The sequence below is a fragment of the Acinetobacter sp. AOR34_HL genome (assembly GCF_027854795.1).
In the GTDB taxonomy this organism is placed as follows: Bacteria; Pseudomonadota; Gammaproteobacteria; order Pseudomonadales; family Moraxellaceae; genus Acinetobacter; species Acinetobacter junii.
In genome coordinates, this window is record NZ_JAKTID010000085.1 from 123,888 (window position 1) to 146,322 (window position 22,435).

Here is a 22,435-nt window from a genome sequence, read left to right on the forward strand (position 1 = left end):
CCGTATAAACAACAAAAGATATGGTATTGAAGTAATGAGTGAAGCTGTTCCCTCAGTTGTTGCGATTGATATTGGGACTCATAAAGTCTCAGTTTTGATTGGTAAGATCCATGCACCAGATAAAATCCAAGTGATCGGCATGGCAACTGCTCGCAACCGAGGTATGGTTAAAGGCAAGATTGTCAGCTTAGACAAAGTGATTGCTGCCATTAAAAATGCAGTATCCGAAGCAGAAGATATGGCGGAATGTCGTATTCATAGCGCATGGGTGTCGATACCAAGTACTGAATTACAAAGTTTTTATGCTTCAGGTCGCACTCCTGTCGCAAATCATGATCATATTATTACGACAAATGAAGTAGTTAGAGCGTTAGAGTTGGCTAAAGCGAGCCATGTGACCCCTGATTATTATTTGGCAAGTGCTGTGCCTTTAGGCTTTGAGTTAGGTGACTCTGCTGAATGGGTACAAAATCCTGTGAATATGTCAGCACATAGCATGACAGGACACTATCAGCTGATGATGATGCCGATCAGCACTATGCAAAACCTTGATCGCGCGATGAAAGGTGCGAACATTGGTGTTGAGAAAATGGTGGTATCTTGCCTTGCAACAGCTGAATCGAGCTTGCTGAAAGATGAAAAAGAATATGGTGTTTGTTTAGTTGATATTGGTGCAGGTATTACCAATATTGCGGTTTATTTGGATGGACGTTTGGCATTAGCACGTACTTTACCGCGTGGCGGTGAAAATGTGACACGTGATATTGCAGCAGTTTTACAGACTACAACTGAAGAAGCCGAACGCATCAAAATTTTACATGGTTGTGTCGATATCAGTGTGGTCAAACCAGACCATATGATTCAAGTTCAAGGTATTGATGGTACACAAACCATCAGTCGTATTGAGCTTGCAGAAATTGTAATTGCACGTTATGAAGAAATCTTTACATCTATCCGTGAAGAGTTAGAACATAGTGGTGCAATTCATGGTTTATATCATGGTGTTGTACTCACAGGTGATGCTTGTCAAATTGAAGGAATGGTGAATTTGGCACGTCGTATGCTTGGTGTATCTGCACACTTGGGTAATCCGCCTTTGCAAGTTTATGCTGAAGATCAGCACTTACCTGCATTGCGCCGTTCAATGTATGCGACAGCGGCAGGGTTGTTGATGTTTAGCCAAAGTGACTTACAAGATGCTGTTGAAGAACCTGAAGAAGCGAATGATCGAAGTTTTATGGATCGTGTCGCAAACGGTTGGAATGCACTCAATAGCAAGCTTAAGGCGATTTTCTAACTTGTAGGTATTTTGGGGAAAAATTGTTAGGAAGTTGTAATAGTAAGTCACTGGACTTGACAAGCTGAGTAATATTGAACAGCATCCTAGGCATCAGTAGTTTTAAAAATCAAGGCAGTAACGGGCTGAAGTAACTGCCATTTATATATTAGGAAATCTAAAGGTCATGGCCTCATTTGAATTTATAGAAGATGAACTAGACGATGGCAACGGTCAAGCCCGTTTCACAGTATTTGGCGTGGGTGGTGGTGGCGGTAACGCTGTTCAACACATGGTGCAGTCAGACATCAAAGGCGTAAAGTTTGTTTGTGCAAACACGGATAAACAAGCCCTAGATAGCATGAATGCTCCATTCAAGATCCAGCTGGGTGAGCAAAGTACTCGTGGTTTAGGTGCAGGTGCAAATCCAGAGGTTGGTCAGATTGCTGCTGAAGAAAGCCGTGAAGTGATTCGTCAACATCTCGAAGGCACGGACATGGTTTTTGTCACTGCAGGTATGGGCGGTGGTACAGGTACAGGTGCAGCACCTGTGGTTGCCGAAGTAGCTAAAGAAATGGGTATTTTGACCGTTGGTGTTGTGACAACCCCTTTTAATTTTGAAGGTCGTCGTCGTCAAAAATCAGCTGAAAAAGGTATTGATGCACTTGAAGCACATGTAGATTCGTTGATTATTATCCCAAATCAACGCTTACTCAGCGTGTATGGTGACATCTCAATGAAAGATGCCTATAAAAAGGCAGACGATGTATTGTTAAATGCTGTTCGCAGTATTTTTGACTTAGTGGTAAATCGTGGTCACATTAACCTAGACTTTGCTGACTTAAAAACTGCGATGAGCACACGTGGTTATGCAATGATGGGGGCTGGTTTGGGACGTGGTGAAGACCGTGCTCGCCAAGCAGCTGAACAAGCAATCCGTAGCCCATTACTCGATAACGTGAATATTATCAATGCTAAAGGTGTGTTGATCAATATTACTGGTGGTGATGATATTACGTTACGTGAAACAGAAATTATTACCGATGTGGTCAATCAAATTGTTGATTTGGACGAAGGTGAAATCTTCTACGGTACGGTATTTGATCCTGATGCACGTGATGAACTTCGTGTGACTGTAATTGCAACTGGTCTGACTCGTAATGCGAGCGAAGTTGAGGCGAAGAAGCGCGTTACGACAACGCATCATGCCACAGCACATACAGCCCAACAATCAGTTGATGAAGATGATGTACCTGCAATTAGTAAGCGTACAAATGCTGAATCACCAGTAGCGAACGCACCAAGTTCAACCCCGCGTTCTTCGCCGATGAGCATTCAGGACTATCTGAAAAATCAACAGCGTAAATAACAAAATCATATGTTTAGCTAAAGGGGGACAGTAATTGTCCCCTTTTTTATTTTTTTAAAATGGCAAAATATGCTAAGTTATATCGGTTTTTGCAAATGAAGTTGGCGTGGCATGGTGAAACAACGTACTTTGAAACGTGTGGTGAAAGCGAGCGGTATTGGTCTGCACAGTGGTCAAAAGGTGCTGATTAATTTTGTTCCACACCATATTGATGGAGGTATTGTCTTTCGCCGTATTGATTTAAATCCGCCAGTTGATATTCCAGCAAATGCTTTACTTATCCAAGAAGCCTTTATGTGCTCCAATCTCGTTCGAGAAGACATTAAAGTCGGAACGATTGAGCATGTGATGAGTGCGATTGCAGGATTGGGGATTGATAACCTTATCGTTGAAGTGTCTGCATCTGAAGTGCCAATCATGGATGGTAGTGCTGGTCCATTTATCTATCTTCTTATGCAAGGTGAGCTCGCAGAGCAAAATGCACCGAAGAAATTTATCCGAATTTTAAAACCTGTAGAAGCGCTGCTTGAGGATAAGCGTGCTATTTTTACGCCTCATTCAGGTTTTCAACTTAATTTTACGATCGATTTTGACCATCCCGCCTTCGCAAAAGAATATCAATCTGTCAGTATCGACTTCTCTACAGAAACCTTTGTCTATGAAGTTAGCGAAGCCCGAACTTTTGGTTTCATGAAAGATTTGGATTATTTAAAAGCCAACAATCTTGCATTAGGTGCAAGTTTGGAAAATGCGATTGGTGTTGATGATACAGGCGTAGTCAATGAAGAAGGGCTGCGCTTCGCCGATGAGTTTGTTCGCCATAAGATTTTAGACGCAGTAGGTGATTTATATCTATTAGGGCATCAAATTATTGCGAAATTTGATGGCTATAAGTCAGGACACGCTCTGAATAATCAGCTTCTTCGCAATGTTCAAAACGATCCAAGCAGCTATGAAATTGTAACATTTATTAACGAGAATGAATGTCCGATTCCGTATGTAAGTGTGACATAAGTCATTGTCTTATATTGTGTATGTTATATTATAACAATTAAAATTGTGATGTGGTTCTCGTTATTGGATTGAGTGTTTCGATCGTCAATATCGGTACTTTACTTTTTATTGCTTGCCAAACGTAGTAAAGCTTGGCTAAGCTTAGCGTCGCTCACATATTCAGCGGCACTGCGTAATAGCTCCTTTGTCTCTGAAGAAAGTGCTTGAGGCGGGGGAGAGACTTGTTGAGAAACCACGGTCTTATTTCTTAAACGGACTTGGATTTTTCTTAAATCTCTGAGACCTTCAAGCTGAGCTAACTGCGCAACATAGTGACTTTGTAAATAACTGAGCTGACTAATCATTGCTTGATTTTCACCTGTTATGGTCAAAACGCCATGTTGATAACAAACAACCTGCCATTGTTCTGGTTGGGGCAATAATGGTTGAATAATTTTCGTAAGTTGTTTCCATTGTGTGACTTGCGTAGTCAGAAACGTTAAGTTTCCTGTTTTTATGTGTTGTCCTTTCTGTTGAAAGACGTTTGTAGGTTCAGACATTTTAACTTCCCACGAGGTTAGATGTTCATCTTAAGCGTTCACTTCAGCTGATTTCAAGGAAGAGATGATAAAGGAACTTTAGTAAGGACGGTTTCAAGAGGTTTTTTATGCATCATACGCGTCGTATTTTACTCGCATTTTCATTAGCTGCTTCTGCAGCATCGGTTGCCTTTGCAGATTATCAAAATATCACTCAAACTACGGGTGATGACCGTTTAGAAGAATTATCAAAAACACTTGCTCAAGGTTCTTATAATCATCCAGATGATATAGATCTACCAGCAGTTTCAAATGTATCTGTTCAGTTGCGTGAAAAGACGATTGAATTAAACAACGCAATGATTGAAAAGAAATATGGCCGTTCGGCAATTTCTACTCCGAAAGAAAAATCTACATCATCATTTTCATCAAATACGGGTTATTCTTGGTTAGTGAGCCATCCGTTGGAAGAAGGGCGTGTAAGTTCATCTTGGGGAACTCGTACTTTACTCGGTTCTACTCGTCACCATTCAGGTATTGATCTTTCAGCACCATCTGGAACTCCGATTTATGCAACCGGTCCTGGCGTTGTAACAAAATCTGGTTGGGGTTCAGGTTATGGTCAATACGTTGAAATTGATCATGGCAATGGATATATCACACGCTACGCTCATGCTTCGCGTTTAATCGTAAATGCTGGTGATCGAGTGAGTGCAGGTGAACACATTGCAAATGTAGGTTGTACTGGTCGTTGTACTGGTCCACATTTACATTTTGAAGTTGTGAAAGATGGTCAGCGTAAAAACCCATCAACATACTTAGCGATGTTGCCTTAATTCATTTGTATAACATTTGTATATTAATTCTGAGAAAATCGCCATTATTGGCGATTTTTTATGTCTTTTGTTTTATTTAGGTCAATGACTATTTAGTGAGAAAATATTATGGCATTTTGTATTCATTTGGGGTGATACCTTTATGAAGCCAAAACATGATAAAAATAGAACGTCAAAATAACTTTAGGGAAAAGGTGAATTGTATGGCGTTTTATGGCGACTCTGACGCGCAAGAAACCCAGGAATGGCAAGAAGCATTTGATTCAGTATTACAACACATGGGCACAGAACGTGCTGCTTTCTTACTAGAAAAACTATATCAACGTGCGATTGCAAAACATGTGCCGATCCAACGCTTAAATACACCTTATCTCAACACGATCTCAGTTGAAGAACAACCAGCAATGCCAGGCGATCAAGACATGGAGCGTCGTATTCGTGCCTTGATTCGTTGGAATGCACTTGCAATGGTTTTACGTGCAAACAAAACAGGTGATGACTTAGGTGGTCACCTTGCTAGTTTCGCATCTTCTGCGACGTTATATGATGTTGGTTTTAACCATTTCTTCCGCGCTGCCTCTGATAATTTTGGTGGCGACATGATTTACTACCAAGGTCACTGTGCACCTGGTATTTATGCGCGTTCTTTCTTGGAAGGACGTTTGAATGAAGAGCAACTTAATAATTTCCGTCGTGAAGTGGGTGGTAATGGTCTCCCAAGTTATCCTCATCCATATTTGATGCCTGACTATTGGCAATTCCCTACCGTATCGATGGGTCTTGGTCCAATCATGTCAATTTATCAAGCTCATATTCAAAAGTACTTGATGAATCGTGGTTTGATTAAAGAAGAGAATCGTAAAGTCTGGGCATATCTTGGCGATGGTGAGATGGATGAGCCAGAAAGTACTGGTGCAATTTCACTTGCGGGGCGTGAAAAGCTTGATAACCTGATTTGGGTCGTGAATTGTAATTTACAGCGCCTCGATGGTCCTGTACGTGGTAACGGTAAAATTATTCAAGAACTTGAATCTTTATTCCGTGGTGCAGGCTGGCGTGTCATTAAAGTAGTTTGGGGTCGTCATTGGGATCCACTACTTGCTCAAGATACTTCAGGCGCTTTAAAAGCGGTCATGGAAGAAACAGTTGATGGTGAGTACCAACGCTATCAAGTGAAAGGTGGTGCGTATACGCGTGAGAAATTCTTTGGCAAGTACCCAGAAGCTGCAGAACTGGTAAAAGACTTAAGCGATGAAGATATCGATAATCTGAACCGTGGTGGTCATGACCCATACAAAGTTTTTGCTGCCTACGCAGAAGCAATGAAAGCCAAAGGTCAACCAACCGTTATTCTTGCAAAAACCGTTAAAGGTTATGGTTTGTCTGAAGAAATTGAAGCGGTGAACAAAACTCACCAAATCAAAAAAATGCAGATCGACTCTTTGAAATATGTACGTGACCGTTTTAACTTGCCATTTACAGATGATAAGTTAGAAGAGCTTCCATTCTACCGCCCAAGTGAAAACTCTCCAGAAATGAAGTACATGAAAGCACGTCGTGAAGCGTTAGGTGGTTACCTACCTGCACGTCGTAAGGAAAGTACTTCTTTGCCAATACCTGAACTGTCAGTTTTTGATGCCGTATTAAAAGGTAGTGGCGGAAAAGAGCAATCAACGACGATGTTGATGGTACGTTTGATCTCAGCTTTGTTAAAAGAAAAAGCTATCAAAGATCATGTTGTGCCAATCGTTCCAGATGAAGCTCGTACATTCGGCTTGGAAGGTATGTTCCGCCAACTCGGGATTTATGCCGCACACGGACAAAAATATACCCCTGAAGACAATGAACAGCTCATGAATTATCGTGAAGCGAAAGATGGTCATATGTTGCAAGAAGGGATTAACGAAGCTGGTGCGATGAGTGCTTGGGCTGCGTTAGGGACTAGTTATTCAACCAATAACTTACCAATGATTCCGATGTACATGTATTACTCAATGTTTGGTTTCCAACGTATTGGGGATATCGCATGGGCGGCAGGTGATGCACAAGCGCAAGGCTTCTTGTTAGGTGCAACTGCTGGACGTACCACCTTAAATGGTGAGGGTCTACAACACCAAGATGGTCATTCTCATATCTTGGCAGGTACGATTCCAAACTGTGTTTCTTATGATCCTTGTTTTGGTTATGAACTTGCGGTGATTGTGCATGACGGCTTGAAACGCATGTATCAAGATCAAGAGCGTGTGTTCTATTATTTAACAGTGATGAACGAAAACTACGAACATCCTGAAATGCCTGAAGGTGCAGAAGAAGGCATTAAGCGTGGTATGTATTTGTTGCAGAAAGATGAGCAAGCAACAGTTCAATTATTAGGCTCAGGTGTCATTTTACGTGAAGTGATCAAAGCAGCAAAAATACTTCGTGATGAATATCAGATTCATTCAAATGTCTGGAGTGTGACGAGTTTCAACGAGCTAGCACGTGATGGTATGGCATGTGACGAATATAATCGTTTACATCCTTTGACTGAGACAGCAAAAGAATCTTGGGTATCTCAGCAATTACGTGATACTGACGGTATTGTAGTTTCAGCTACGGATCACATGCGCGTTTATAGTGAGCAAATCCGAGCATATTTACCAGACAATCGTCCATATGTCACTTTGGGGACAGATGGTTATGGTCGCTCAGATACTCGTGCTAATTTGCGTAGCTATTTCGGAGTTGATGCGGCACATATCGTAGTTGCGACTTTGAAAAAATTAGCCGACGAAGGTGAGGTGGAAAACCGTTTAGTAAAAGACGCAATCTCATCATTTGAGTTAGATACAGATCGTCCAGTTGCATGGGCACCACAGGCGCACCCGCAAGTGCAAGCTGTGGCTGAATATCACGAAAACCAAACAGGTGAGGGGAACTAATCATGCAAATCCAAGCACCTGATATTGGCGTTGATAAAGCTTTGGTCGCCGAAATCTTGGTAAAAATAGGTGATCGAGTCGCTGTAGAAGATAGTCTTTTAGTTCTAGAGTCTGATAAAGCGACGGTAGAAGTTCCAAGTACTGCCGCAGGTATCGTGAAAAGTATTTTGGTTAAACAAGGTGATGAAGTTACTGAAGGTGTTGCTTTAGTTGAGCTGGAAGCAGAATCTCAAGCAACGGAAAGTCGTGTTGTTGAAACAGCTCAAGTTGAAACTCCGAAGGTAGAAACTCAATCTGAACAGATTGAAACTCCATCTGCACCTGTCGTTAACCAATCTGCGACTTCGACGCAAGTTGTGGATGTAAAAGTTCCAGATATTGGTGTTGAAAAAGCTTTGGTTGCCGAAGTTCTTGTAAAAGTTGGCGATGAAATTGAAGTTGAACAAAGTATTGTCGTTGTTGAGTCAGATAAGGCAACGGTCGAAGTTCCGAGTTCAGTTGCAGGCGTAGTTGAAGCGATTCAAATCAAAGAGGGTGACAGCATTAAGGAAGGAGTGGTGTTGATTCAGGTCAAGACCGCGAGTGCTGTAGTACCATCTGAACCGCAAGTAGCTCCAGCTCAAACAGTAGCAACTACAGAAGCCTTAGCTGCAACTAATAGCTCAACAGGTAATGTTGAAATTGAAGTACCTGATCTAGGTGTAGAAAAAGCACTTGTTTCAGAAATTTTGGTCAATGTTGGTGATCGCGTTAAAGCTCAACAAAGCTTATGCGTGGTTGAGTCAGATAAGGCATCTGTTGAAGTTCCAAGCTCGGTTGCGGGGATTGTGAGAGCAATCCATGTGTCAGCCAATCAAGAAGTTCGTCAAGGCATGGGTTTGGCAACGATAGAGGTGAGTGGTCAGGCTGCTGCTCAAGTAGCACCAAAAACTCAACCAACTGCTACTGAAGCTGCACCAGTAAAACCACAGACGGTAGCGACAGCAGCACCGAGTGCGCCAGCGCAAGCTGAGAAGCTGACCAAAGAGCAAGAAGCTGACAATGCCAAAGTTTATGCGGGTCCAGCGGTACGTAAATTGGCGCGTGAACTCGGAGTAGTCCTTGGTCAAGTGAAAGCCTCTGGCGAACACGGTCGTGTGATGAAAGACGATGTTTTTGCTTATGTAAAAACGCGTTTAACTGCACCACAAGCTGCTCCTAGTACACAGGCTGCACCTGTCGCTTCAGGCTTGCCATCATTACCTGATTTCACTGCCTTCGGTGGTGGCGAAGTAAAAGCAATGACACGTTTGCAACAGGTCTCTGTTCCGCAATTGTCATTGAATAACTTCATACCACAAGTAACGCAGTTTGACTTGGCTGATATCACTGAGCTTGAAGCATGGCGTGGCGAACTGAAAGATGGGTTCAAAAAACAAGGAATTAGCTTAACTATTTTAGCGTTCATCGCGAAAGCGGTTGCTCACTTGTTAAAAGAAGAACCTTATTTCGCGGGTCATTTGGCAGATGATCAAAAGTCAGTGTTGTTGCGTAACGAAATTCATATGGGTATCGCAGTCGCTACACCTGATGGTTTAACAGTTCCTGTACTGCGTAATCCAGACCAAAAATCCATTAAGCAAATCGCGATGGAACTGGCTGAACTCAGTCAAAAAGCGCGTGATCGTAAGTTATCACCGAAAGATTTGCAAGGTGCCAACTTTACCATTACGAGCTTGGGTAGTATTGGTGGAACTGCATTTACGCCTTTAGTGAACTGGCCTCAAGTCGCAATTTTGGGTATCTCTCCAGCAACCATGCAACCTGTATGGAATGGTAAAGATTTTGATCCACGCTTAATGTTGCCATTATCGTTGTCATATGATCATCGAGTTATTAATGGGGCTGATGCGGCACGCTTTACCAATAAATTGACCAAGCTATTAAAAGATATTCGTAGCTTATTGCTCTAACGAATAATTGATTTAAGAATACCTCGCTCAGGCGGGGTTTTCTTTTTATTGAATATAGAAAAACGTTACTTTATTTGCTATCAATTTGAAAATGAGCAATGAGAGAATCAAGCACTGAATTTGAGGTGGAGAAATGTTTGCGATTTATAGAGTCATGTTGCCATTATTGCTGGTAGTTTCTGTGCTTATGGGATTATGGGTGAGCTTTCTGCATTTTCCATCAGAGTGGGTGCTTTATATTGTGATGGGGATTGAATTATTAGTCGCAACCATTGTGATGGCGATGGAATATCAGGCACAAAATTTAAATACGAGCAGTGGTTGGGGTGGTTTTAGTTTTGTTGGTATAAGTGTTTATTTAGCTCTGCTATTAGGTCTGGTTCGATTGTTAATGTGGAGTTACCAAAAATTTTGGACTTAAAGATTCAAAACAATAAAGTTCTTTGATAGAATAAAAAATACTTCATTGGGGAGTAGCCGCTCTTTACGCAAAGTAAAGAGGTGATGATCAACATAATTGTTCAACAGAACATGGTCATCATAGCAAAGAACCAAGAACAGCTATTTAGCTGTGCTTTTGTTGGCAAGACCTTTGATTTATCACTCTGCATCAATCTAATTGATTTTGGCTAGCAGGAGGGGTAGATCATCGGCATATATTGCTAGCCAGAGCATTCAATTATGTATGAATTTCTCATCTCTACTTCGATCGTTGCCCTTGCTGAAATGGGTGATAAGACGCAATTGCTCGCTTTATTGTTAGCAGCACGTTTCCGAAAACCTGTTCCAATCCTCATCGCAATTTTATTAGCAACCACGATTAACCACGGTATTTCTGCTGTTTTTGGTCAATGGATTACGACCGTTCTCAGTCCTGAAATTTTGATTTGGATACTTGCACTTGGTTTTATCGGGATGGCGATCTGGATGTTGATCCCTGATGAACTTGGTGATGAAACAGAAAGCATCAATAAATGGCAGAGATTTGGAGTATTTGGCGCGACCTTTATTTTATTTTTCTTGGCCGAAATCGGTGATAAAACCCAAATTGCAACTGTTGCCTTAGCTGCACGTTTTGACAGCGTATTTTGGGTCATGTGTGGTACTACTGTTGGGATGATGCTTGCAAATGCCCCAGCAGTATTTATTGGTAATAAGTTGGCTGATAAATTACCAATCTCTTTAATCCATAAAATCGGTGCAGCGATTTTCTTGGTGGTAGGTATTTCAACCTTAGTTCAGCATTATTATTTTGCTTAATCTTATTCAAACATGCACCTGTTGTTGAACAGGTGCATTTTTTATGTCGAGAGAAAATTAATAATTAAACTTCACTGTAAAATTAATTTGGCGTGGATTGCCTAAAGTAACCAAGTTCTCGTTGAGCGCACCAGCATAATAATCTTTATCAAACATATTGCGGATTGCCAGTTGAGCACCCCAGTGTTCGGCATCATAACCTGCCTCAGTATCAAACAAGGTATAGCTTGGAAGATCGACCGTTAAACCATTGATGCTTTTTTTGCTTTCACCGCGAACGCCTGCGCCTACATACCAACCTAAATTTGAATTGGGTTCAAAACGATAGCGTGTAGACAAGCTATAACTGTGCTCTGGAACATTATCTATCGTTAATCCGATATTTTCAGCTTGAGTATCTTTACTTATTTCTGCATCAGGCGTGTAGGTATAAGCAGCAGTAATTTTGAGTTGATCAAATAAATGAGCTGCAAGCTCTGTTTCGATTCCACGTGTCAGCTGTTCGCCACGTTGTACTTTAAAACCTGTGTTGATTGGATCAGTCACGGAAACATTTTGGCGACGTAAATCAAACCAAGCGATACTGCCTTGAATGCGTTGATCTGGACTTTGTAGTTTTAGACCTACTTCAATTTGCTTGCCTTTCTCGGGTTTAAAGGCGTTGTCATAGAAATCCGTACCACTTACAGGTAAGAATGAGGTTGCATAACTCACATAAGGTGCAGCGATTTCATTGATGCTGTAAAGCAAAGAGGCATTACCTGTAAATGCATTCTCAGATTGGGTTGTTTCGGTATTTTTAACTAAATTTTGAGTGGTTGTTTCAGTCCAGTCATGTCGCCCCGCGAGATTCAAAACCAGCTGATCATTCAATTCGATTCGATCACGAAGATATAAACCTGTATATCTGAGACGATTGATATCATGGTTGGTCGGTATATCTGGGCAAGTCACCTTGGTATTGTATTCAGGTTTATAGAGATTCAAATTACCCACTGTACAACGATTATTGATGTAATCACTTTTTTCTTGCATGGCATCAACTCCCACTGTGATTTCATGTGAGGTATTACCGAAATTTAATGTTTTTTGCAGTTGATTATCGATAGAAAAATTTAAGTTATCGACATCTTGATAACGCCCTTGTCGTTGGATCGTGGTGTAATCAATTTTACCTTCTTCGTTTTTTGCCCAAAAGTTTTTACCTGTTGCAGCAAATACTGCGGGTCCAAGCATTTCTGTTTTTTGTACTGCAAAGTTTTGTTTAAATTGCCAGTCATTTTCAAAACGATGTGCGAAATTATAACCTATACGATAGACATCGGCCTCATAAGCGCCATGTGATGGTTCACTAATCAATAGTTTGGGATTCAATGCGCCATTTGGATTATTTAATAATGTACCTAAGACTGGTAAACCTTGTTGTCGTAGATATTCACGATGTTGATAGCTGGCAATTACTGATAAATCAGTTTTTTCGCCTAAATCAAAATTATAAGAAGGTGAGATATAGTAGTTTTTAAAATAAACAAAGTCAGTCGGATCATTTTGATCAGAGATGCGACCATTTAAGCGAAAAGCACCTTTCTCACTTTGATTCGGACTGTAGTTGATATCGAATGTTGCTTGCTTGAGTTGATGAGAGCCGTAGGTGAAAGCGCTGCGGTAAAAGCTCTCGGCTTGTGGGCGTTTGGTGACCATGTTCACCATGCCTCCAGGTTGAACTAAACCAAAATTAACCGATGCAGGTCCTTTTAAAACTTGAACTTGATCCATACCTGAAATTTCAGTAGCTACAAAGGTACTTTGACCTTGACGTAACCCATCAATAAAGACCTGATCAGATGAGGTTTGCCCACGAATAATAAAATCATCCCAACCCCGTCTTCCGAGTTGCCCTGAGACGACCCCTGCAACACCATTTAGGGCTTCAGCCAAAGTTTGAGCTTGTTTTTGTTGTAATTGTTCTTGGGTAATCACCGTAACAGACTGTGCTGTTTTAAATAATGGCGCATTTGATTTCAAAGTGGATGTTGCTTGTGTCGCCACATAATCATTGTTTTTATCTTGTTGAGCTTTGATGGAAATTGTTGGAAGGATATTGCTTTGATCTTCAGTTGCATAAGCAGCGCTTGTTATATGGCTCAAAATAAAGGTTGCAAGTAAAGTGGGGCGCGTAAAGAGCATAGAAATTTCCAAGAAAGGGTAGATCAATAAAGATGCTAATGAGAATTATTATATTTTATAGCTTGGGCGTGCTAAATCCAATAAATAAATCGAAAAAGAATTTTTTAAAAATTACGATAAATATCCAACATTCGATTGAAACATGAACTTAATCCCATTATTTTATTATGGAATTAAAATAATTCATATTTAAAGATTTTTATGGGGTTGCTATGAGCTTTGAAAGGACAACATCACAGATATTATTCGATAATGGTAAGCATAAATGTATTAGTTTTACCAGTTTGGTAAAAGGTGAGGGAATTCAAGCCAACCAGTTTTTAATTATTGATCATGATCGTGCAGCTGTCTTAGATCCAGGTGGTGATTTGACTTATGTCCCGCTCACAATGGAACTTAATCGCTATACCAAATTGAAGAATCTAGATTATGTGATGGCTTCGCATCAAGATCCTGACATTATCACTTCGATGCCACGTTGGTTGGTCTATACCGATGCTAAAGTCGTTGCATCTAAGCTATGGGCACGTTTCTTACCCCATCTCAATTCTGCTTTTATGAGTGATCGAATGAAAGGCAATTGGGAAGAGCGTTTGATTGAACTCCCTGATACAGGTCAAGTTATTCCTTTGGGAGAGTCGGCGATTATTGCAGTTCCTGCGCATTTCTTACATTCCGTCGGGAATTTTCAGTTTTATGACCCAACTGCAAAGATTCTTTTCTCAGGTGATATGGGCGCATCAATTGTTGAAGATGCTAGTCTGCCGATTGTCGACTTTGAAGCGCATATTAAAAAAATGAAAGGCTTTCACCAACGCTATATGTGTTCCAACAAAGTGATACGTTTATGGGTCAATATGGTTCGTCAAATGGATATTGATATGATTGTTCCACAGCATGGTACGGCATTTGTCGGTAAAGAAATGATCAATCAATTTCTTGATTGGATTGAAACACTTGAATGCGGTGTTGATCTGATGAACGAATACGTATTTAGCTGCCCAACAATCTAATTTGGATGCAGGTGATTTAGCAAAATCGACGCATGATTGCATAAAAAATTTATAGGCAATATTGTTTTTCAGAATGACTTTTTTTAGGATTCTCGTTGCAAAGGAATTGGTTTTGATAACGAGAATTTTAAAAAAATGTTGTCTCAAATTGCAACGCCAGATGCATGCATGACTTGTGGTGCATGCTGCGCGAATTATCGAGTTTCATTTTATTGGGCTGAAGCTGAATATATCCCTGAAACTATGGTTGAACCACTCACAGCTATTTATTCTTGTATGAAGGGAACCAACCAATCACAGCCCAAATGCATTGCTCTTGAAGGTGAGGTTGGAACGCGTGTGAGTTGTTCGATATATCATGATCGAAGCACAACTTGTAAAGAAGTGAAAATTGCGGATGAACAATGCAATAAAGCACGGCTCAAATACAATCTGATCCCGTTGATAGATATTGAACAACAAGACTCAGAAAATAATGAAGATTATGATCAAGTCTGTTGATTGCGATAGCTTAAATTGAGTTTTTGAAGCAGTTGATATATCGATCAACAGCTTTTCTCAAATAATTTTCATCATAGAAAATGAAAATCACCCTGAAATTTGTTTATAATAGCTCACGGAATTTACCAGTGAGATTGTTATGCTGACCATCGTTCAAGAAGCGTTAACCTTCGATGATGTCTTATTACTTCCTGCCTACTCAACTGTTCTCCCAAAAGATGTCTCCTTAAAGACACGTTTAACTCGCGGAATTCAACTTAATATCCCTCTTGTTTCTGCTGCAATGGATACCGTGACTGAATCACGTATGGCGATTGCGATGGCGCAAAATGGCGGTATCGGTATTTTGCATAAAAACATGGATATTGCCGCACAAGCTGCGGAAGTACGCCGTGTAAAAAAATTCGAAGCTGGAATGGTGAAAGACCCAATCACAGTAACTCCTGAAACGACAGTTCGTGAACTTATTGCAATTACTCAAGCCAATAATATTAGCGGTGTACCTGTTGTAAAAGATGGCAAAGTTGTGGGTATCGTCACAGGTCGTGATACTCGTTTTGAAACCAATCTTGAACAACCAGTGAGCAACATCATGACGGGTCAAGACCGTCTAGTGACTGTTCGTGAAGGTGAGTCGAAAGAAAATATTCAAGCTTTGTTGCAAAAGCACCGTATTGAAAAAGTCTTAGTTGTTGGTGAAAACAATGAACTCAAAGGCTTAATTACGGTGACTGACTTCCGTAAAGCGGAAAGCTATCCAAACAGTTGTAAAGATGACCTTGGTCGTTTACGCGTTGGTGCAGCAGTTGGTACAGGTGCTGAAACACCTAGCCGTGTTGAAGCCTTAGTTGATGCGGGTGTTGATGCGATCGTCGTTGATACTGCACATGGTCACTCAGCTGGTGTGATTGAGCGTGTACGTTGGGTTAAAGCAAACTATCCACAAGTTCAAGTGATTGGTGGAAATATTGCAACGGGTGATGCTGCATTGGCGTTACTTGATGCGGGTGCTGATGCTGTTAAAGTTGGTATTGGTCCAGGTTCGATCTGTACAACACGTATTGTTGCTGGTATTGGTATGCCGCAGATCTCTGCAATTGACAGTGTTGCAAGTGCATTGAAAGACCAAATTCCGTTAATTGCGGATGGTGGTATTCGTTTCTCTGGCGATATGGCAAAAGCAATTGGTGCGGGTGCAAGCACAATTATGGTGGGTTCACTACTTGCAGGTACTGAAGAAGCACCTGGTGAAGTTGAATTCTTCCAAGGTCGTTACTACAAAGCTTATCGCGGTATGGGTTCATTGGGTGCAATGGCTGGAGCAACTGGCTCTGCTGACCGTTATTTCCAAGATTCTAAAGCGGGTGCTGAAAAGTTAGTACCAGAAGGTATTGAAGGTCGTGTTCCTTATAAAGGTCCTATGGGTAACATCGTACACCAAATGATGGGCGGTTTACGTTCTTCTATGGGTTATACAGGTTCATCTGTAATTGAAGATCTTCGCCAAAATGCAAAATTTGTGAAAATTACTTCAGCAGGTATGTCTGAATCACATGTGCATGACGTTACGATTACAAAAGAAGCGCCGAACTATCGTGTTGGTTGATTTTTCGTAATTTTACCGATAGAAAAACCGTCAGTTCGCTGACGGTTTTTTCGTTTTGGTGTAAAGTGAAACGGGTAAAAAAGCTATGATCAAAGGTCATATAAAAGATAAGAAAGTGAGTAGAAGATGAGCTATTTTGGAACTGATGGAATTCGTGGCAAGTTTGGACAAATGCCCATTACTCCTGAGTTTGCATTAAAATTAGGTTTTGCTGCGGGCAAGGTGTTGAAACGAAACAGTCCCAAAAATAAACCGATTGTTGTTTTGGGGAAAGATACGCGATTATCGGGCTATATTTTGGAAGCCGCTTTGCAAGCAGGTTTGAATGCAGCAGGAGTATATGTTCACTTACTAGGTCCATTGCCTACACCTGCAATTGCGCATTTAACACGTGCCCTCCATGCCCATGCAGGTATTGTGATTTCAGCTTCACATAATCCTTATTTTGATAATGGAATTAAATTCTTCTCGAGTGAAGGCAAAAAGCTACCAGATTGTTTGCAAGAAGAAATCAATCAAGAATTAGAAAAAGATTTGATCATCGAGGATACAGCTAATTTAGGTAAAAGTGTTCGTGTCAAAGATGCTAATGGTCGTTATATCGAGTTCTGCAAATCAACTTTTCCATATCACTTCGACTTAAGTGAATTAACAATTGTGGTCGATTGTGCAAATGGCGCAGCCTACAGCGTTGGACCTTCTGTATTCCGTGAGTTGGGTGCGAAGGTAATTCCATTATTTAATGAGCCAGATGGTTTAAACATCAATGAAAACTGTGGCTCAACGCATCCTGAACTATTGCAGAAAGCCGTTGTAGAGCAACAAGCAGATCTAGGTATTGCTTTTGATGGTGATGCAGATCGTGTCGTGATGGTTGATAAACACGGTCAATTGGTTGATGGTGACCATATTCTGTATATTCTGGCGACTCAAGCAAGTCATAAACCTGCGGGTATTGTGGGTACAGTGATGAGTAATATGGCACTTGAACTGGCTTTAGCAAAAGCAAATGTCAATTTTGTACGTGCTAAAGTTGGTGACCGTTATGTATTACAGGCACTTGAAGAAAATAATTGGGTGATTGGTGGTGAACCATCTGGTCATATCTTGACCCTTGATAAGAGCACGACAGGCGATGCTATTATTGCTGCATTGCAAGTGCTCACTGTCATGGTAGAGCAAAGTAAAGCTTTGCATGAATTGGTTGAAGATTTTGTTTTATTCCCTCAAGTGTTGGTAAATGTTCGTTTGCAGCAAATGCTCGACCCATATTCTATCCCAGCCTTAGTCGCTGAATTTGATAAAGCCGAAAAACAACTTGAAGGTCGTGGACGTATTTTGATTCGTAAATCAGGTACTGAGCCTGTGATCCGTGTCATGGTGGAAGGTGATCAATTGGAAGAAGTTGAAGCCTTGGCAAATCACTTAGCAGATGCGGTTCGAGCTCAAGCACAAGCTGCTTAAAAGGTGACAAGAATGAACGATGTTATTAAAGATTTGAGTGAACTACGTTTAAGCTATGAGCAAGGTGAGTTGCATGAGTCTCAAATCAGTCATGATCCTCATCTTCAATTTTTAAACTGGTTTAATCACGCCTTAGCTGCAAATTTGCATGAACCGTACGCAATGTCGTTGGCAACAGCTAATCGACTAGGTCGACCACATGTTCGTACGGTTTTACTCCGTGGAGCGACTGAAAACGGATACGATTTCTACACCAATTACGATAGTCAAAAAGGTTTGGATCTCGCGGAAAATCCATACGCTGAGTTATTGTTTTATTGGCCGAGTTTGGAACGACAAGTGCGGATTAGTGGAAAGGTGACTAAGATTTCTGAACAAGAATCAACCGACTATTACCATAAACGCCCACGTGACAGTCAGATTGCAGCACATATCAGTACACCTCAAAGTGGTGTGATTGCTGATCGTGAAGCATTACAGTCTCGTTTTGAGGACTTGCAGCAGCAAGTGGGTGATCAAGAGGAGCTTGCTAAACCTGTATTTTGGGGCGGTTATCGTTTAGAAGCAGATTATTATGAGTTTTGGCAAGGTCGACCAAATCGTTTACATGATCGTTTGAGTTATGAAAGAACAGATCAGGTTTGGGTTGTTCAACGATTGATGCCATAAATGACAAAAATTCAAATTTTAGAAAGACCATTACTCACACGCCCTGAACAGTTTCAGGGCGTGCCAACGTTTATTGCCGAGATTTTGGCACGACGTGGTGTTGCCTCAGAGCAAGAACTAGAACTGAAGCTTAAACATCTGCTTGCACCCAATCTAAAAGATTTGGATCGAGCTGTAGAAATCATTGATCAAGCAATTGATCGTCAATTACAAATCGTGATTGTGGGAGATTATGATGCTGATGGTGCAACCAGTACGGCTTTGATGGTTCTCGTACTTCGAGAGATGGGAGCAAGAGTTGAGTATCTTGTTCCTGATCGATTTAAATATGGTTATGGTTTAACACCTAAGATTGCAGAGTTAGCAGCCCAGACTTATCGCCCAGATTTATTGATTACCGTTGATAATGGAATTTCAAGCCATGCAGGTGTTGAGGTCGCTCAAGCACTGGGGATGCAGGTGATCATTACAGATCATCACCTGACCACTAAGCCAAAACCAAGTGCGGAAGCTGTGGTTAATCCTAATCAGTTGGATTGTGACTTTTCGAGTAAGTCACTGGCGGGGGTTGGCGTTGCTTTCTATGTCTTAGCAAAATTGGCAACTCACCGTAGTCAGCAAAATAAAAGTACTAGCAAAGTGTCTCAATACTTGGATTTGGTTGCTTTAGGTACTTATGCGGATGTTGCAAGTTTGGATTATAACAATCGTATTTTGATTGATGCAGGTCTAAAACGTATTCAGCAAAACCAATGTCGGGCAGGTATTCTCGCGCTACTTGAGGTCGCAGGTCGAGATGCTTCAACTTTGCGAGCACAAGATTTGGGTTTCGTCTTAGGACCGAGAATCAATGCTGCTGGTCGTATGGAAAGTATGAGAATTGGGATCGAATGCTTACTCGCGGAGGATATGGCAACAGCTTATCCACTGGCACAGCAACTCAATCAGTTAAATGTTGAGCGACGCCAAGTTGAAACTGAAATGAAGCAACAAGCATTAATTGCTTTGCAAAACGTTCAACTTGAAACAGATCAAATTCCGCCCGCTATCGTGATGTATGACGAACAGTGGCATCAAGGTGTAATTGGCATTGTCGCTGGACGTTTAAAGGAGCAGTTTCATCGTCCGAGTTTAGTTTTTGCTCCCGATGAAGATGGTATTCATATTAAGGGATCTGCACGTTCTATTGATGGGATTCATATCCGCGATATGATTGAACATGTCGCAGAGCAATATCCGCATCTTGTGACTCATTTTGGTGGGCATGCAGCGGCAGCGGGTTTGACGCTCAAAAAAGCACATTTTAATGAGTTCAAACAGCTATTTATTCAGACAATTGCTGAAATTGATGCTGAATTGTTTCATGCAACGATTTGGACAGATGGTGAATTGCCTGAGAACGCTTTAGATCTATCTACAGTGGATTGGATTGAACAAATGGGGCCATGGGGACAAAAATTTCCATTTCCACAATTTCAAGGAACATTCAAAGTCATTGATTATCGCTGGTTGAAAGATCAGCATCTCAAGTTAAAACTTTCACTTGGTACACAGTCGATTGATGCAATTGCATTTAATGCGGTTGACCGTTTTGAGTTTAATCCAATGCAGGGTTTTGTTGATTTGGTCTATACCTTGGAGCGTAATGTTTTTAATGGAAATGTCAGTCTACAATTACAGATTGTGCATTTAAAACAATAAAAAAACCGCTCAAATTTGAGCGGTTTTTAGAAAGATTAGTAGCGGAATGTGCCGTTAATTCCATACGAGTTCGCGCCGTCGATCCCTGTATAACCAACACCCACAGCAAATGTTGGAGTAAAGAATTTTTGCGCACGAATGCTGAAAATGGTATCTGCATCTTCAGCGGTTGAATCTGCGAATGCAATTCCGACACTGAGTGTTGGGTCTAGATAGAGATCAGCAGCTAAACGATATGTTGTCTCATCACCTATATAGCTCTGAGCTTCAAAATTGGTGTAATAACCTGCAATAGGTGAAACATATTTAGCACGAAGCGTAATCGCAGTGTCTTCATCGTCTTCGCCTGTGATAGCGACTGCATTTGAATAAGTTGTGATAAAGCCATATTGAGCAGCTTGAATAGGATCAAAACTTTTCGATAAATCTGCGACACCTACGGCAAGTAGCATCCCAGGTGTTGGAAGAAAGCCTACTTCAGCCGAATAACCATTGCCATCATCACTCGCAAATTTGTAAGACTCATTATAGCTCTTTGCAATCGCTTCTATGTCGGTTCTATGCAGACTTCCTGAGATATAGAATTGCGTGTTGGGAATATAAAATTCACCATTAAGACCGATAGAGTTGAACTCTTGTTTGAAATCTACGTTTATTTGCGGTATTCCGCCAAAATTCACAAAAGAATAAATACCTGATTCTTCTGCATAGGTATAACCTAAGCCAATGTTTGATGTTTTATCTAAGAATGCCGCTTCCGCTAGTGGAGCATTACGTGTTTGAACTGGGTTAAAATAATATTTACCATTTACACTTGCGGTGTTAACGCGATGGCTATCCATTTCGCTGTCTTTAATATATGTATATTCATAAGCACCCATAAGCTGAGTTTGGTATGCATTTGCATTTAAACCGATGCAAGATGTTAATAGTGCAGTAATAAGACTTAATTTTTTCATAAAAACCTGACCCCTTGTTAAAATAATACGTGCTATTAATAAGTTATTGCGCGATGTAGTGTAGTGATATTTGAAAACACGTCAATAATGCTTAAATGAACAGTAAAATTTTATTGATATTTTTTTCGACCCATTGGTTTGAGACTTAATTCTTTTTCTATGTACTTTTATCTAAGAAATAAAAAAAAGCCCTGATCTTAAAGAGCAGGGCTTTTGTCTTTTCGTATGAAGTGATGTTTAGTCACTTTCTTATTTAGAAGCGATATGCACCACGGATACCATAGGTATTGTAGTCATCACCAAAACCAACACGACCTTCTAAACTTACTTGTTGATTTAGGAATTTCTTCGCAGAAATACCCCATTCATCACGTTCTGTGAGGTCATTGTTGTAGTAATCTGCACCGACACTTAAGGTTTTGTCGAGATAGAAGTCACCTTTAACACCGTACTCATCTAAATCACCAAATGCACCATAAGCTTCTAGGTTGACATCATTCGCTCCAACCTGGGTGACGTATTTAGCACGTACAGTTGGGTCAGCGCCATCTTTACCATCTTTCTCATCGTATCCTTTAACACCAAGCGCAAGTAATAAACCTGGTGCTGGTAAATAACCTACCTCAGCACTATAAGTTGTTACTTTTTGATCGATTGGCAGGTTGTCTACTTCAAGTTCGTCACGACCTAAATTACCGCTTAAGTAAAAGTCACTGTTCGGAACGAAGTATTCAACACCAACACCGTATTGCGAGTTCTTCACACCGTCATTGTCGGCATAATTCACTTTTGCATTTACATTACTAGAGCGGTTCAAGAACGCTGCTTCAGCAAGAGGTGCATTACGTGTTTGGACTGGATTAAAGTAATAAGTCCCATCTACACCAAAACTATGTGTACTATCGAACTGATCCCAATCTGTATAAGTATATGAACCACCGACTTCAGCTTGATACGCATGTGCAGTACCTGTTACTGCCAAAGCAGATAAAAGTGCTGATGCAATTGCTAATTTTTTCATGGCTACTCCCCTTTGAGATAATGAACCAATTGAATGTTAATTACATGTTTTGTTACAACTATCAGTCTAGTTAAAAACTTTAGCTGGTCAATCAAAGGAAAGTAATCAAACTGTACGAATGTAATTTTTATGTAAAATTTACAATATAAAATATTGATTTATAACTAG

General features: G+C 40.7%; 18 protein-coding genes and 1 riboswitch. Of the genes, 14 read left to right on the forward strand and 4 right to left on the reverse strand.

Translation table 11 applies throughout. From position 1 onward, the window contains the following. Window positions 1-34 precede the first annotated feature (34 nt). From ftsA to lpxC, 3 genes are all read left to right on the forward strand, one after another. Window positions 35-1,297 (forward strand): cell division protein FtsA, encoded by a 1,263-nt coding sequence (gene ftsA / locus MKL32_RS15285; RefSeq protein ID WP_004909921.1) that lies wholly within the window; start codon window positions 35-37, stop codon window positions 1,295-1,297. 166 nt (window positions 1,298-1,463) lie between these two features. Next, window positions 1,464-2,645: a cell division protein FtsZ gene (gene ftsZ, locus MKL32_RS15290; protein ID WP_004909919.1), complete on the forward strand. Its 1,182-nt coding sequence runs from the start codon at window positions 1,464-1,466 to the stop codon at window positions 2,643-2,645. A gap of 111 nt (window positions 2,646-2,756) precedes the next feature. Continuing rightward, window positions 2,757-3,659, forward strand: coding sequence for a UDP-3-O-acyl-N-acetylglucosamine deacetylase (gene lpxC / locus MKL32_RS15295; RefSeq protein ID WP_004909915.1), 903 nt, complete (start codon window positions 2,757-2,759; stop codon window positions 3,657-3,659). Between the two features lie 98 nt (window positions 3,660-3,757). Here the strand turns inward: lpxC and MKL32_RS15300 are convergent, their stop codons facing one another. After that, on the reverse strand, window positions 3,758-4,198 hold the full coding sequence (locus MKL32_RS15300) for a hypothetical protein (RefSeq protein ID WP_004964937.1): 441 nt from the start codon (window positions 4,196-4,198) through the stop codon (window positions 3,758-3,760). Between the two features lie 107 nt (window positions 4,199-4,305). Between MKL32_RS15300 and MKL32_RS15305 the strand changes: the two genes are divergently transcribed. From MKL32_RS15305 to MKL32_RS15325, 5 genes are all read left to right on the forward strand, one after another. Next, window positions 4,306-5,013 carry a M23 family metallopeptidase gene (locus tag MKL32_RS15305; RefSeq protein WP_004909910.1) on the forward strand — a complete coding sequence of 236 codons (708 nt, stop codon included), beginning with the start codon at window positions 4,306-4,308 and terminating at the stop codon, window positions 5,011-5,013. A gap of 203 nt (window positions 5,014-5,216) precedes the next feature. Next, window positions 5,217-7,934, forward strand: coding sequence for a pyruvate dehydrogenase (acetyl-transferring), homodimeric type (gene aceE / locus MKL32_RS15310; RefSeq protein ID WP_004964934.1), 2,718 nt, complete (start codon window positions 5,217-5,219; stop codon window positions 7,932-7,934). 2 nt (window positions 7,935-7,936) lie between these two features. Then, window positions 7,937-9,886 (forward strand): 2-oxo acid dehydrogenase subunit E2, encoded by a 1,950-nt coding sequence (locus MKL32_RS15315; protein ID WP_125297868.1) that lies wholly within the window; start codon window positions 7,937-7,939, stop codon window positions 9,884-9,886. A gap of 133 nt (window positions 9,887-10,019) precedes the next feature. After that, window positions 10,020-10,307: a hypothetical protein gene (locus MKL32_RS15320; RefSeq protein WP_004951312.1), complete on the forward strand. Its 288-nt coding sequence runs from the start codon at window positions 10,020-10,022 to the stop codon at window positions 10,305-10,307. Between the two features lie 35 nt (window positions 10,308-10,342). Continuing rightward, window positions 10,343-10,484, forward strand: a riboswitch (yybP-ykoY riboswitch). Between the two features lie 83 nt (window positions 10,485-10,567). Further along, window positions 10,568-11,146 (forward strand): TMEM165/GDT1 family protein, encoded by a 579-nt coding sequence (locus MKL32_RS15325; RefSeq protein WP_004951316.1) that lies wholly within the window; start codon window positions 10,568-10,570, stop codon window positions 11,144-11,146. Between the two features lie 57 nt (window positions 11,147-11,203). Here MKL32_RS15325 and MKL32_RS15330 read toward each other — a convergent pair whose 3' ends face one another. Continuing rightward, on the reverse strand, window positions 11,204-13,333 hold the full coding sequence (locus MKL32_RS15330; protein WP_125272724.1) for a TonB-dependent siderophore receptor: 2,130 nt from the start codon (window positions 13,331-13,333) through the stop codon (window positions 11,204-11,206). A gap of 212 nt (window positions 13,334-13,545) precedes the next feature. Between MKL32_RS15330 and MKL32_RS15335 the strand changes: the two genes are divergently transcribed. The 6 genes from MKL32_RS15335 (at window position 13,546) to recJ (ending at window position 20,287) form a co-directional block, all read left to right on the forward strand. Then, complete coding sequence (locus MKL32_RS15335) at window positions 13,546-14,346, forward strand: MBL fold metallo-hydrolase (protein WP_005403402.1); 801 nt, start codon at window positions 13,546-13,548, stop codon at window positions 14,344-14,346. A 135-nt stretch (window positions 14,347-14,481) separates the two neighbouring features. After that, entirely contained in the window at window positions 14,482-14,847 is a 366-nt protein-coding gene (locus MKL32_RS15340; protein ID WP_005403401.1) for a YkgJ family cysteine cluster protein, read from the forward strand. A 139-nt stretch (window positions 14,848-14,986) separates the two neighbouring features. Beyond that, on the forward strand, window positions 14,987-16,453 hold the full coding sequence (gene guaB / locus MKL32_RS15345; protein ID WP_004909894.1) for an IMP dehydrogenase: 1,467 nt from the start codon (window positions 14,987-14,989) through the stop codon (window positions 16,451-16,453). Window positions 16,454-16,579: 126 nt separating this feature from the next. Beyond that, entirely contained in the window at window positions 16,580-17,917 is a 1,338-nt protein-coding gene (gene glmM, locus MKL32_RS15350; RefSeq protein WP_151707894.1) for a phosphoglucosamine mutase, read from the forward strand. Window positions 17,918-17,929: 12 nt separating this feature from the next. Next, window positions 17,930-18,586, forward strand: coding sequence for a pyridoxamine 5'-phosphate oxidase (gene pdxH, locus MKL32_RS15355; protein WP_004909891.1), 657 nt, complete (start codon window positions 17,930-17,932; stop codon window positions 18,584-18,586). Then, window positions 18,587-20,287 (forward strand): single-stranded-DNA-specific exonuclease RecJ, encoded by a 1,701-nt coding sequence (recJ, locus tag MKL32_RS15360; protein WP_270900727.1) that lies wholly within the window; start codon window positions 18,587-18,589, stop codon window positions 20,285-20,287. 35 nt (window positions 20,288-20,322) lie between these two features. Here the strand turns inward: recJ and MKL32_RS15365 are convergent, their stop codons facing one another. After that, a complete protein-coding gene (locus MKL32_RS15365; RefSeq protein WP_270900728.1) occupies window positions 20,323-21,246 on the reverse strand; it encodes a putative porin in 924 nt (307 codons plus the stop codon). Window positions 21,247-21,499: 253 nt separating this feature from the next. Further along, complete coding sequence (locus MKL32_RS15370; protein WP_270900729.1) at window positions 21,500-22,267, reverse strand: putative porin; 768 nt, start codon at window positions 22,265-22,267, stop codon at window positions 21,500-21,502. Window positions 22,268-22,435: the final 168 nt, after the last annotated feature.